The sequence below is a fragment of the Leisingera sp. MMG026 genome, from assembly GCF_021654205.1.
Classification (GTDB): domain Bacteria; phylum Pseudomonadota; class Alphaproteobacteria; order Rhodobacterales; family Rhodobacteraceae; genus Leisingera.
Genome location: NZ_JAKFZM010000017.1, coordinates 43,138 through 56,031 on the forward strand (window position 1 = coordinate 43,138; position 12,894 = coordinate 56,031).

General features: G+C 62.8%; 10 protein-coding genes. 8 read left to right on the forward strand and 2 right to left on the reverse strand.

The window, feature by feature from the left end; translation table 11 throughout:
• Positions 1-332: 332 nt before the first annotated feature.
• From repA to hutU, 8 genes are all read left to right on the forward strand, one after another.
• Positions 333-1,508 (forward strand): plasmid partitioning protein RepA, encoded by a 1,176-nt coding sequence (repA, locus tag L1069_RS11245; RefSeq protein WP_129373086.1) that lies wholly within the window; start codon positions 333-335, stop codon positions 1,506-1,508.
• Complete coding sequence (gene repB / locus L1069_RS11250; RefSeq protein WP_237455728.1) at positions 1,508-2,482, forward strand: plasmid partitioning protein RepB; 975 nt, start codon at positions 1,508-1,510, stop codon at positions 2,480-2,482. The genes repA and repB overlap by 1 nt, the downstream gene beginning before the upstream one ends.
• 182 nt (positions 2,483-2,664) lie before the next feature.
• Complete coding sequence (repC, locus tag L1069_RS11255) at positions 2,665-3,807, forward strand: plasmid replication protein RepC (RefSeq protein ID WP_237455729.1); 1,143 nt, start codon at positions 2,665-2,667, stop codon at positions 3,805-3,807.
• Positions 3,808-4,183: 376 nt separating this feature from the next.
• Positions 4,184-5,509, forward strand: a complete 1,326-nt coding sequence (locus tag L1069_RS11260) for an MFS transporter (RefSeq protein ID WP_237455730.1) — start codon at positions 4,184-4,186, stop codon at positions 5,507-5,509.
• 91 nt (positions 5,510-5,600) lie between these two features.
• Positions 5,601-6,809, forward strand: a complete 1,209-nt coding sequence (gene hutI, locus L1069_RS11265) for an imidazolonepropionase (protein WP_237455731.1) — start codon at positions 5,601-5,603, stop codon at positions 6,807-6,809.
• A gap of 5 nt (positions 6,810-6,814) precedes the next feature.
• The gene (gene hutH / locus L1069_RS11270; RefSeq protein ID WP_237455770.1) at positions 6,815-8,338 is read left to right on the forward strand and encodes a histidine ammonia-lyase; all 1,524 of its coding nucleotides are present in this window, start codon (positions 6,815-6,817) and stop codon (positions 8,336-8,338) included.
• Positions 8,335-9,120, forward strand: coding sequence for an N-formylglutamate deformylase (hutG, locus tag L1069_RS11275; RefSeq protein WP_237455732.1), 786 nt, complete (start codon positions 8,335-8,337; stop codon positions 9,118-9,120). The genes hutH and hutG overlap by 4 nt, the downstream gene beginning before the upstream one ends.
• On the forward strand, positions 9,117-10,799 hold the full coding sequence (gene hutU / locus L1069_RS11280) for a urocanate hydratase (protein WP_237455733.1): 1,683 nt from the start codon (positions 9,117-9,119) through the stop codon (positions 10,797-10,799). The genes hutG and hutU overlap by 4 nt, the downstream gene beginning before the upstream one ends.
• A 91-nt stretch (positions 10,800-10,890) precedes the next feature.
• Here hutU and L1069_RS11285 read toward each other — a convergent pair whose 3' ends face one another.
• Together L1069_RS11285 and L1069_RS11290 are read right to left on the reverse strand one after the other, a co-directional pair.
• Positions 10,891-11,832: a glycerophosphodiester phosphodiesterase family protein gene (locus tag L1069_RS11285; RefSeq protein ID WP_237455734.1), complete on the reverse strand. Its 942-nt coding sequence runs from the start codon at positions 11,830-11,832 to the stop codon at positions 10,891-10,893.
• Positions 11,832-12,887 carry a sn-glycerol-3-phosphate import ATP-binding protein UgpC gene (locus tag L1069_RS11290; RefSeq protein WP_237455735.1) on the reverse strand — a complete coding sequence of 352 codons (1,056 nt, stop codon included), beginning with the start codon at positions 12,885-12,887 and terminating at the stop codon, positions 11,832-11,834. Before L1069_RS11290 ends, L1069_RS11285 begins: the two co-directional genes overlap by 1 nt.
• Between the last annotated feature and the right edge of the window lie 7 nt (positions 12,888-12,894).

Genomic DNA, 12,894 nt, shown 5'->3' on the forward strand with positions numbered 1-12,894 from the left:
CAAATCAGACCCTAAGTAACGCCTGTTCGGGCCTAAACCGGGGGAATCCCCGATCTGCCGCGACTCAGCCTATGCGCCATCTACGGATCATCTACAAAGAGGGCCGGATAATGCGCATTTCCCGGCCACGTCTGGCAGAACTTGATTTAAATGTTTTATTTCAATACATTACCCATCACTTACGGACAGAGCCGGCCTTCGGTGAGAAACCCCGGACATCCGCCTGCAACCTGTAAATGAAGGAATCTATTGCAAAACACTGTGCGCATTGCGTATAGAAACGATAAATAAAGCGCTGACGCAAAACAGCGTTACTATCGAGAGGGCAGCAGTTGGCAGTAGCACTCCACATCAATCAGCGAATCCGCGAAAACGCGGAAAGCCTCAGTGCGGCTCTCGAAAGCCACATGCTGGCGAGTTTCGCGCCGGATGCAAGGAAGGAATTGCGTCTGTTCAGCGCCGGCGAAGCGGCGGAAATGCTGGGCATTTCCTCCAGTTTCCTGCGCAAGCTGCATTTTGACGGCAAACTGCCCGAGGTACACACCACGCCGGGCGGGCGGCGCCACTATTCCGCCGCTGATCTGCTGGAAATGCGCAAGATCCTGGATGCCGCGGCCAAAACGCCCGGCACCTATCTGCGCGGCCGCCGCGACGGCGACAAGGTGCAGGTGCTGTCATTCCTGAACTTCAAGGGCGGATCGGGCAAAACCACCTCGTCCATCCACACCGCCCAGCGTCTGGCGCTGAAAGGCTACCGGGTGCTGGCAGTGGATATCGACCCGCAGGCGTCCTTGACGACGCTTTTCGGCTATCGGCCCGAGGTCGATTTCCTTGAAACAGGGACGATTTATGACGCAATCCGCTATGAAGACCCCCTGCCCCTGCGCCAAATCATCCAGCAGACTTACTTCAGCGGTCTGGATCTGGCCCCCGGCGGGCTGATCCTGCAGGAATTCGAGCATGAGACGCCTCAAGCCCTTTTGAACAACGTTCAACCAGCGTTTTTCTCGCGCATGGCCGCAGCATTGCAGGAGGTCGAGAAGGATTACGACGTGATCATCTTCGACTGCCCGCCGCAGCTGGGCTATCTGACCATGTCGGCGCTTTGTGCGTCCACCGGCGTGATCATCACCGTGGTGCCGAACATGCTCGACATCGCGTCGATGTCGCAGTTCCTGCAGATGTCAGCCGAACTGCTGGATGTGGTCTCAAATGCCGGCGCCGCGCTGGAGTTTGATTTCCTGCGCTTCCTGATCAACCGGTACGAACCCAACGACGGACCGCAGCAACAGGTGGTTGCCTTCATGCGGCAGCTGTTCGGCGAAGAAGTTATGGTGGCCCCGATGCTGAAATCCACCGCGATTTCCGACGCAGGACTGACCCAGCAGACCGTTTACGAGGTGGAAAGATCCCAGTTTCACAGGTCAACCTATGACCGTGCGGTCGATTCACTGAATCAAGTTAACGATGAAATAGAATCGCTCCTTCAACACGCATGGAGGCGTTGATGGCACGCAAAGGCATTCTCAGCACGGCCCTGAACACCCCCGCAGCATCCGCTGGCGGGCCGAAACCCAAAATGATGCCGCGCGGCGCCGTCGGGGCGCTGCAATCCTCTCTCAGCAAGCTGCAGGAAAGCGCGGTGCAGGAGATCGAAACCGCGCTGATCGACGATGCGGGCTATGAGGACCGCCTGGGCATGGACGGGGCGGCTTTCAACCAGTTGAAGGACAGCCTGCAGACCTATGGCCAGCAGGTGCCGGTGCTGCTGCGCCCGCATCCCAAGACACAGGGGCGGTTCGAAATCGTCTATGGCCGCCGCCGCCTGAAGGCGCTGCGCGAGCTGGGCCAGCCGGTCAAGGCGATGGTGCGGCAGCTGGATGATCATGCGCTGGTGATGGCCCAGGGCCAGGAAAACACCTCGCGCCAGGACCTCAGTTTCATTGAAAAGGCCGCCTTTGCGGCGCAGTTGCAGGCGGATGGCTATGGACGGCAGACAATTGCCGCCGCACTGTCGATCGACCTGCCGATGGTGTCGCGGATGCTCAAGGTCGGCACGGCCTTTGATTTGCCGTTCCTGCGGACGATCGGCTCAGCCCCCGGCATTGGCCGCGACCGCTGGATGATGCTGGTTAAGCTGTTCGACGATCCACCGGCACGGACCCGGGCCATCACCCGGACGAACCGGCCCGACTTTACGACCTATGACTCTGACGGGCGGTTCGAGGCGGTTCTGAAACATGCCCGGAACGTGCCGCAAGAACCCGAACCGGCCCCTGCCCCGCCGAAAGTCCGCGCCCTGCCCGGCAACGGCGGCGCTGAGGTGGCGGGCATCAAAACCACCGCCAAAGGTATTACCCTGACGATCTCTGCCAAGGACACGCCCGGCTTTGACACCTGGTTCGACGCCCATGCAGAAGAGATCATGGAAGAGCTTCACGGCCGCTGGCAGCAAGACCAGCCCGAGCAGCCGGAAGACTGAGCAAGAGCAGAAACACTAAGGACAGGAGGCACGTAAGCAGGCAAAAGAAAAGCCCCCCAGGACATTACATCCCAGAAGGCCGTTCTCAGATTTAGCACCTTTGGAATAGCCCTTCAGACTCGTCACTGTCAACTCCATGCGCTGCATGGGGGCGGGAATTCTTTGTCTTTCGTGAAATTAACATGGAACAGACGTCCCAAATCGCATTTGGGCGGCAGCATCCGTGCGGCCGGCTGGCGGGGACTCACGACAAGTGGGACCTTCTGGCTGCGCTGACGCACGCCGCCGCGGAATTTGAACTGAGCCACCGCACCCTGAGTGTGCTGAAGGCCCTGCTAACCTTTTTCCCCGACCGGGCGCTGCCTGCGGAACCGGACAGCGCAATCGTGTTCCCGTCAAACCGCAAACTGATGGAGCGGCTGAACGGGATGCCCGAAAGCACCCTGCGCCGCCATCTGGCCACCCTCACCCGGCTGGGTATTGTCAGCCGGAAGAACAGCCCCAACCGCAAACGCTATGCCCGCCGCAGCGGCAGTGACATGCCGCTGGCCTTTGGCTTTGATCTGTCCCCCCTCGCCTGCCACGCCAGCCGGATCTTTGACGCAGCACTGGATGCCAAGGCCCGTGCCGAGCATCTGGCGGTTCTGCGCGACCGGGTAGCCGTGCTGCGGAAAGACCTGCTGGAACTGGCTGATGGCACGGCAGAGGCGCTGCTGGAGGCCGTGCGCAAACTGCTGCGCCGTAAACCCTGCGAGGCCGAATTGACCCAAGCGGCAGACACGCTGCGCATTGAAATTGCCAGCCGTACACCCGAAGAAAGCCCACCGGTCCCCAATCTACCTGCACCCGTTTTGAGCGGCCCCGGCGACCAGAATGAGCGGCACATACAGGATTCATTAAAAAAAGATTCTGACTCTGAAGAGGCGCAGACCAAACCGCTTTCAAAGCCGACGCAAAGGTCAAACGCAGAGGACAGCACAGCAGAGAAAAACAGTGAGCTGGCGACCCTCCGTCGTGCCTGCCCCGAAGTGCAAACCTACTTCCCCGGCAGTCTGCGCAATTGGCAGGATGCTGATCGCATAGCCGAGAATCTTTCACCGATGATCGGCATCGACATGCCTGTCCTCAGCGACGCCCGCGCAGCGATGGGCCGTCAGGAGGCGGCTACTGCAGTGATGTGCATCCTGGAAAAGCTCGGCACTATCCGCAGCCCAGGCGCCTATCTGCGGCGGCTGGCACAGAAGGCACGTACGGGTCAGTTTTCTACCGCGCCGATGCTGAACGCGCTGTTGCAGGCAAGCCATCGCAGAGAAATTGTCAGCTGACAATTTTGGTGCCCGTAGGGTTTTCTTTGTGTGCTCAGGCCCGGATTTGGTCTCCCTCTGCTGCAGAAGCTCTGCCAGACAGCCCGGCAGGGAATAGCTTGCATTGATGCCTCGGGGCAAAATTGTCAGCTGACAATTTTTGCCTACCGCTGGAATTCACGGCGAGGCAGGCTGCGGGATGTTTCCAGGCATAGAACGACCGCGTGGTAATCCGGCCCCCATGTTTTTTTAGGCGCCGGCCCGGGCATCATTGCAGAAATTGTCAGCTGACAATTTCTCATTTGCCGCACTGATACGGCCAATCAATCCATTGCCTTCGCCACCGCAGGAAGGCCACAGTGACGGGATCTTCAAAGCGAAAGGAACCCGCCGCTCCATGCTCTCTATCCTGCGCAACCGGACTTACCGGCATCTATTCCTGGCCCAGATTGTGGCGTTGACCGGCACCGGCCTTGCCACTGTCGCGTTGGGGCTGCTGGCCTATGATCTGGCCGGAGATCGCGCCGGGCTGGTGCTGGGCACAGCACTCACCATCAAGATGGTGGCCTATGTCACTGTTGCCCCCATCGCAGCCGCCTGGGCCGAACAAGTGAACCGGCGAAAGATGCTGGTCACACTGGATCTGCTGCGGATGGCAGTTGCGGTTTGCCTGCCGTTTGTCTCTGAAGTCTGGCAAGTCTATGTGCTGATCTTTGTGCTGCAGTCCGCCTCTGCCGGATTCACGCCTGCGTTCCAGGCCTCGATCCCCGATGTGCTGACAGAGGAGAAGGACTATACGCAGGCGCTGTCCCTGTCGCGGATGGCCTATGAGCTGGAGAGCCTGGTCAGTCCGATGCTGGCAGCGGCACTGCTGGTTCTGGTGAGTTTCTCGACACTGTTCTGGGGCACTGCCGCGGGGTTTGCGGGATCTGCGCTGCTGCTGCTGTCGGTCACCCTGCCGTCGCCTGCGCCGAAGGCGCCCCGGCCGGTCTGGCAGCGCACCACCCGCGGTATCCGGAACTATCTGCGGACACCCCGGCTGCGCGGGCTGCTGGCATTGAATTGGGTGGTATCGGCGATGGCGGCGATGGTGCTGGTGAACACAGTGGTGCTGGTGCGGGCAGGCCTGGGGCAGGGCGAAAGCGCGGTTGCCTTGGCGCTGGCCGCCTTTGGGGGCGGCTCAATGCTGGCAGCCATGCTGCTGCCGCGGCTGCTGGAGCGGGTCCCCGACCGGACGGTGATGCTGGCGGGCGGCGCCCTGGGCAGTGCCGCACTTGCGGTGCTGTCGCTCAACCTGTTTGCTGCGCCGCTGGGGTTTGCACGGCTGGCAATTGCCTGGGCCGTTATCGGCGTGGGATACTCAGCCGTGCTGACGCCCACGGGGCGGTTGCTGGCACGCTCGGCCCATGCGGCGGACCGGCCTGCGATCTTTGCCGCGCAGTTCACTCTGTCGCATGCCTGCTGGCTGCTGTTCTACCCGCTGTCGGCCTGGCTGATGGCCGCCTGGGGCGGGGGAGCGGCGATGCTGGCCTTGGCTCTCCTGGCAACCGCGGGGCTGATCGCCGCGCACTTCCTGTGGCCCAAGGACAGCGCATCCCCCGTTGCGCACAGCCACCCCGATCTGCCGCCGGACCATCCGCATCTGCAGGGCGGCCACCCGCATGCGCATCCGGTTATTATCGACGATCTGCACCCGCGGATCCCGCAGCAAGCGGGTAGATAGGACAGGAGAGTTGCCTCATTTTATGACTAGACATAATAGCCTAATTCCGTAGTTTATTGCCGAAATGGCAGTAAAGGGACTTAGGGATTCTGTGACTGGGGAGTTTGTTCTGACAGGCGCGCGTCTGGCCACCATGGCCGGGACGGACGCGCCTTACGGGCTGATCGAGGACGGCGCGGTTGCGGTCTCCGGCGGCAGGATTGTCTGGGCCGGTCCGCGGCAAAAATTGTCAGCTGACAATTTTTCCTGGGAACAGGTTGATCTGGGCGGACGGCTGGTGACACCGGGGCTGATTGACTGCCACACCCATATCGTCTTTGGCGGCAACCGGGCGATGGAGTTTGAGATGCGCCTGAATGGTGCGTCTTATGAAGAGATCGCAAGGGCAGGGGGCGGTATCGTCTCGACCGTATCCGCGACCCGCACCGCATCGCTTGGGGATCTGGTGCAGGGCGCGCTGCCGCGGCTGGATGCGTTGATCGCCGAGGGCGCGACTGTGGTGGAGGTGAAATCCGGCTATGGGCTGGACCGCGAAACCGAACTGAACATGCTGCGCGCCGCCCGTCGTCTGGGCGAACTGCGCCCGGTGACCGTGAAAACCACCTTCCTTGGCGCGCATGCCACGCCCGGCGAATACAAAGGCCGCGATGATGCCTATATAGACGAGGTCTGCATTCCCGCCTTGCGTGCGGCCCATGCCGAGGGGCTGGTCGATGCGGTTGATGGCTTCTGCGAGAACATCGCCTTTGCGCCCGCGCAGATCGAACGGGTGTTCAAGGTGGCACAGGAGCTGGGCCTTCCAGTAAAACTACACGCCGAACAGCTGAGCCATCAGGGTGGCACCGCTTTGGCCGCGCAATACGGTGCATTGTCAGTCGATCACGTGGAATACGCCACCGAGGACGACGCCAAGGCGATGGCCGCCGCGGGTTCCGTCGCGGTGATCCTGCCCGGTGCGTTTTATACCATACGCGAAACCCAGGTGCCGCCGATTGAGCATTTCCGCAGCCATGGCGTGCCGATGGCGCTGGCGACGGACTGCAATCCTGGCTCCTCGCCGCTGACCTCGCTGCTCCTGACAATGAACATGGGCTGCACCCTGTTCCGCATGACGCCGGAAGAGGCGCTGGCAGGCGTCACTTGCAATGCCGCCCGCGCGCTGGGGCTGACGGACCGCGGTCAGATCGCCGCCGGCATGCGCGCCGATCTGGCGGTCTGGGACGTGGAAACGCCCGGCGAGCTTGCCTACCGCATCGGCTTCAACCCGCTTTACACCCGTATCTATGAGGGCAAACAATGATCGAGATGATTCAGATGGTTCCGGGCACAGTGACCCTGTCCACGCTGGAAGATATCTACCGCAACCTGACCCCGGCCAAGCTGGACGCCTCTGCCCGTGAGCCGGTGGAGGCCGCCGCGCAGATGGTGGCGGAAGCTGCGGCGGGTGAGGACGCCGTTTATGGCATCAACACCGGGTTCGGCAAGCTGGCCTCGACCAAGATCGCACCGGAAGACACCGCTACTCTGCAGCGCAACCTGATCCTTTCGCATTGCTGCGGAGTAGGGGAGGCGCTGCCGGAGGACAAGACCCGGCTGATGATGACGCTGAAACTGCTGTCGATGGGCCGCGGCGCCTCTGGCGTGCGCTGGCTGGTGATTGAGCAGATCGAGCAGATGCTGGAACGCGGCGTGGTGCCGGTGATCCCGTCGCAGGGCTCCGTCGGCGCATCGGGCGATCTGGCGCCGCTGGCGCATATGGCGGCGGCGATGATCGGGGCAGGGGAAGCCACGTTCGAGGGCACCCGCATGTCCAGCGCGGATGCGCTGAAAAAGGCCGGGTTAGAGCCGATTGTGCTGGGTCCCAAGGAGGGCTTGGGGTTGATCAATGGCACCCAGTTTTCAACCGCTTGTGCGCTCGCCGGACTGTTTGACGCCTGGCGCATGGCAGAGGCGTCGATGGCAATCGCGTCGCTGAGCACGGACGCGATTATGGGCTCCACCGCGCCGCTGATCGCCGATATCCACACACTGCGCGGCCATGCCGGGCAGATCGACGTTGCGCAACAGATGCGCGGGATCATGGACGGCTCCGAGATCCGCGAGAGCCACCGCGAGGACGACACAAGGGTGCAGGATCCCTATTGCATCCGCTGCCAGCCGCAGGTGGTCGGTGCGGCGCTGGACGTGTTGCGGATGGCTGCCAAGACACTGGAGATCGAGGCCAACGCTGTCACCGACAATCCGCTGGTGCTGGTGAACGAAGGGCGCATTGTCTCGGGCGGAAACTTCCACGCCGAATACGTGGGCTTTGCCGCCGACCAGATTGCGCTGGCCGTCGCCGAAATCGGCGCGATTGCACAGCGCCGGGTGGCGCTGATGGTGGACCCGACCCTCAGCCACGACCTGCCGCCGTTCCTGACGCCTGATCCGGGCCTGAACTCGGGCTTCATGATTGCTGAGGTGACCACCGCCGCGCTGATGAGCGAGAACAAGCATCTGGCGAATCCCTGCGTGACCGACTCGACGCCGACCTCCGCCAACCAGGAGGACCACGTGTCGATGGCCGCCCACGGTGCGCTGCGGCTGTCGAAGATGAACGCCAACCTGTCGGTGATCCTGGGCGTTGAAATGCTCTGTGCCGCGCAAGGGGTGGAGGCACGTGCGCCGCTGCAAACCTCCGCGCGCCTGCAGGATGTGCTGGGTATGCTGCGCGCGGAGATCCCTTCACTGGCTGAGGACCGCTATCTGGCGCCGGATATTGAATCCGCCAGCGCCATGGTGCGCGCGGGCCGGGTGGCGGATACGGCGGGCGTGAAGGTGACGGCATGATCGAGGTGACCCAAGGCGCGTCGCCGCTGGTGCTGGGTTTGCCCCACACCGGCACCGATGTGCCGCCGGAGGTCTGGGCCTGCCTGAACGAGACAGGCAGGGCGCTGGCTGATACCGACTGGCACATTCACGACCTCTACGCGGGGCTGGCGGAGGGCATCACAACGGTCCGCACTCCCATCCACCGTTATGTGATCGACGCGAACCGCGATCCCGCGGGTATCAGTCTCTATCCGGGGCAAAACACCACCACTTTGGTGCCGCTCACGGATTTCGACGGGCTGCCGATCTGGCAGGAGGGCAAGGAGCCGGATGAGGCCGAAATCGCCCGCCGCCGCGATGCCTATCACGTGCCTTATCACACCGCGCTGGCGGCAGAGCTGGAACGGGTGCAGGCGATCCACGGCTTTGCCATCCTCTATGACTGCCACTCGATCCGCAGCGGCATTCCGTTCCTGTTCGAAGGCCGCCTGCCGGATTTCAACGTCGGCACCAACATGGGGCAGACCTGCGATGCGGCCATCGAGGCGCTGACCGTGGCCCATTGCGAGGCGGCGGAGGGCTATACCTCCACCCTCAACGGCCGTTTCAAGGGCGGCTGGACCACCCGCCATTACGGGCGACCCTCGGATGGGTTTCACGCGATCCAAATGGAACTGGCGCAGGCCACCTATTGCCAGGAAAGCCCCCCCTGGACCTATCTGCCGGAGCGCGCGGACAACCTGCGCACCCATCTGACCAAAATCCTGACTGATCTCAAAAACTGGAGGCCCTCGGCATGAGCGATCCCCGCAAGAACACCCGCGACATCTTCCCGCCCACCGGTTCGGAAATCACCGCCAAGTCCTGGATGACCGAAGCGCCGATGCGGATGATGATGAACAACCTGCATCCCGATGTGGCCGAAAACCCGCATGAGCTGGTGGTCTACGGCGGCATCGGCCGCGCCGCGCGCACCTGGCAGGATTTCGACCTGATCGTCGAGACCCTGAAAAACCTGGAGGAAGACCAGACCTTGATGGTGCAGTCCGGCAAGCCGGTCGGCGTGTTCCAGACCCACAAGGACGCGCCGCGGGTGCTGATCGCCAACTCCAACCTGGTGCCGCATTGGGCCAATTGGGACCACTTCAACGAGCTCGATAAGAAGGGCCTGATGATGTACGGCCAGATGACGGCCGGTTCGTGGATTTACATCGGCACCCAAGGCATCGTGCAGGGCACCTACGAGACCTTTGCCGAGGCCGGCCGCCAGCATTTCGGCGGCGATTTGACCGGCAAGTGGATCCTGACCGGCGGTCTTGGCGGCATGGGCGGCGCGCAGCCTTTGGCGGCGGTATTCGCCGGGGCATCCTGCCTGGCGGTGGAGTGCAACCCAGATTCGATCGACTTCCGCCTGCGCACCAAATACCTGGACGAAAAGGCTGAAACCCTGGACGAAGCGCTGGAAATGATCGAGCGCTGGACCGCCGCGGGCGAGGCGAAATCCGTGGGCCTCTTGGGCAACGCGGCAGAGATTTTCCCGGAACTGGTGAAGCGCGCCGAAGCAGGCGGCATCCGTCCCGATATCGTGACCGACCAGACCTCGGCGCATGATCCGGTCAACGGCTATCTGCCGCTGGGCTGGACCATGGGCGAGTGGAAAGAGCGCCGCGAGAGCGACAAGAAAGCGGTTGAGAAAGCCGCCCGCGCCTCGATGAAGGTGCAGGTCAAGGCGATGTGCGATTTCCACGCGATGGGCGTGCCTACGGTGGATTACGGCAACAACATCCGCCAGATGGCGCTGGAGGAGGGGCTGGAGAACGCCTTTGACTTCCCCGGTTTCGTGCCTGCCTATATCCGCCCGCTGTTTTGCCGCGGCATCGGCCCGTTCCGCTGGTGCGCGCTGTCGGGTGACCCGGAAGATATCCGGAAGACCGACGCCAAGATGAAAGAACTGTTCCCCGAGAACGAAGGCCTGCACCGCTGGCTGGACATGGCGCAGGAACGGATTGCATTCCAGGGTCTGCCCGCGCGGATTTGCTGGATCGGCCTGGGTGATCGCCACAAGGCCGGCCTTGCGTTCAACGAAATGGTCCGCACGGGTGAGTTGTCGGCGCCGGTGGTGATTGGCCGTGACCATCTGGATAGCGGCTCGGTGGCGTCGCCCAACCGCGAAACGGAATCGATGCTGGATGGCTCGGACGCGGTGTCCGACTGGCCGCTGCTGAATGCGCTGCTGAACACCGCTTCGGGTGCGACCTGGGTGTCGCTGCACCATGGCGGCGGGGTTGGCATGGGCTTTTCGCAGCATTCCGGCGTGGTGATCTGCTGTGATGGCAGTGACGACGCCGAGCGCCGCATCGGGCGCGTTCTGTGGAACGATCCGGCAACCGGGGTCATGCGCCATGCGGATGCAGGATATGACATTGCCAAGGACTGCGCGCGCGAGCATGGGCTGAACTTGCCCGGTATTCTGGGGTGACCCTCCGGGTAAAGAGAGGCTGAAATCCGGCGCGGGTTTCAGCCGTAAAGAACTGATTTTTGGCCGTTTCCCTCAAAGGGAAACGGCTTTTTTACTTGGTGTGCCAGTGCAGGCCGTGCATCAGCAGCTGCCGCTGCACCCGCCCTGGGTAGTCTGTGCAGATCGCATCCACGCCGAGGGTTATCATCCGTTCGATGTCCTGCGGTTCATTCACTGTCCAAACAACCGTCACCAACCCCAGATCGCGGGCGCGGGCCAGCGACCCTGCCGTGATGTCCAGGAGATAGGGGCACCAGAACCGCCCCCCGGCCGCGGCAACGCGATCCGGCAGGTCCAGCACGGTGCAGCCCGCCACCGGGTTCACCGCCTTGGAAGAATCCTCGCCCGCATCGGCGGCATTCTGTGGCAGTTGGGTCAGGAAGGAGGCAGGCATTTCCGGCGCTATCCGCTGGCAGAGGGCCAGCAGATCCCAGTCGAAACTGTGCAGCACGGTGCGGGGCTGCATGCGCGCGGCGCGGACGTCGGAAACGACGGCTTCGACCAGCGCCTGGCGCGCGGCGGTGTCACCCAGCAGATCGGGGTCGGATTTGATTTCCAACAGCAGATGCACACCCAGATGCTGCGGCTGTTGCAGCAGCGCCAGCAGGTAGGCAAGGCGGGGAATGCGCAGGCCGGTCAGAAAAGCCTGATCCGGGAACCGGCGGCCATAGGCGGTGGCACCATCCAGCCCGCCCACATCGTAATCCTGCAAGTCCGCAAAGCTGAGGGCAGAAACTTTGGGTTCCGCGCCTTGCAGCCAGTTGCCGTTCCCATCGCGGACCATCGACCGGGTCAGATGGTGGTTGTGGGTGATCACCGCGACGCCGTCGCGGGTGGCGGTGACGTCCAGCTCCAACAGCTCCACCCCGGTTTTCAGGGTGAATTCAAAGCCTTCCATAGTGTTCTCCGGCAGCACGCCGCGGGCGCCGCGGTGGCCGATCAGCCGGATCACCCCGGGCGTGCCGGTAAATGCAGGGATCTGCGGAAAGGCCATCAGTCCGCCAGACGCTTGCCGGAGGCGGTATCGAACAAATGTGTCAGCGCCGGCGTGGCCGAGAAGCGGCGGGTGCTGCCGATGCTGTCGTTCGCGTGGCCCGGAACGCTGGCGGTCAGGGTGTGTTCGGTGCCCTGCAGGTGCCCGTGGATCAGGGTGTTGGCACCCAGCTGCTCCAGCAGGTCCACCTCCAGCGCGATGGGGCCTGCGGGGTCGTCCGTAAGGTGTTCGGGGCGCAGACCAAGGGTAACGGCGCCGTGGCTGCGGGAAGACACGGCCAGCACCGCCCCATCGGGCAGGGTGGCACGGCCGGCGTTCAGATCAGCAGGCAGGAAGTTCATCGCCGGGCTGCCGATAAAGCCCGCCACAAACACCGAAGCCGGATGGTCATACAGCTCTATCGGGGTGCCGAACTGCTCGACATAGCCGCCGTTCAGAACCATCAGCCGGTCGCCCAGTGTCATCGCCTCGACCTGATCATGGGTCACATAGATCGAGGTCACCCCCAGCCGTTGCTGCAGCTTGCGGATTTCCAGCCGCATCTGCACCCGCAACTTGGCATCAAGGTTGGAAAGCGGCTCGTCAAACAGGAACACCTGCGGATCGCGCACGATGGCGCGGCCCATGGCGACGCGCTGGCGCTGGCCGCCCGACAGCTGCCGCGGCTTGCGGTCAAGGTACTGACTGATCTCCAGGATCTCGGCGGCTTCTTCGACGCGGCGGTTGATCTCTTCTTTAGGCAGTTTGCGGATTTTCAGCCCGTAAGCCATGTTCTGGCGCACCGACATATGCGGGTAAAGCGCGTAGTTCTGGAACACCATGGCGATGTCGCGCGCCGAGGGTTCCAGCTCATTCACCCGGCGCCCGCCGATGGAAATTTCGCCGGAGGTGACGCTTTCCAGCCCCGCCACCATCCGCAAGAGCGTGGACTTGCCGCAGCCGGAGGGGCCGACGATGACGATGAATTCGCCATCGTTGATGTCGCCTGCGACATGGTGCAGCACCTCGGTAGGCCCGTAGGATTTCACCAGGTCTTTGAGTTGAATATCAGCCATTTCGGGG

Coding starts and splice junctions, on each gene's coding strand:
- repB (WP_237455728.1), top strand. CDS start 1,508: ATGGCACGCAAAGGCATTCTCAGCACGGCCCTGAACACCCCCGCAGCA.
- repC (WP_237455729.1), top strand. CDS start 2,665: ATGGAACAGACGTCCCAAATCGCATTTGGGCGGCAGCATCCGTGCGGC.
- L1069_RS11260 (WP_237455730.1), top strand. CDS start 4,184: ATGCTCTCTATCCTGCGCAACCGGACTTACCGGCATCTATTCCTGGCC.
- hutH (WP_237455770.1), top strand. CDS start 6,815: ATGATTCAGATGGTTCCGGGCACAGTGACCCTGTCCACGCTGGAAGAT.
- hutG (WP_237455732.1), top strand. CDS start 8,335: ATGATCGAGGTGACCCAAGGCGCGTCGCCGCTGGTGCTGGGTTTGCCC.
- hutU (WP_237455733.1), top strand. CDS start 9,117: ATGAGCGATCCCCGCAAGAACACCCGCGACATCTTCCCGCCCACCGGT.
- L1069_RS11285 (WP_237455734.1), bottom strand. CDS start 11,832: ATGGCCTTTCCGCAGATCCCTGCATTTACCGGCACGCCCGGGGTGATC.
- L1069_RS11290 (WP_237455735.1), bottom strand. CDS start 12,887: ATGGCTGATATTCAACTCAAAGACCTGGTGAAATCCTACGGGCCTACC.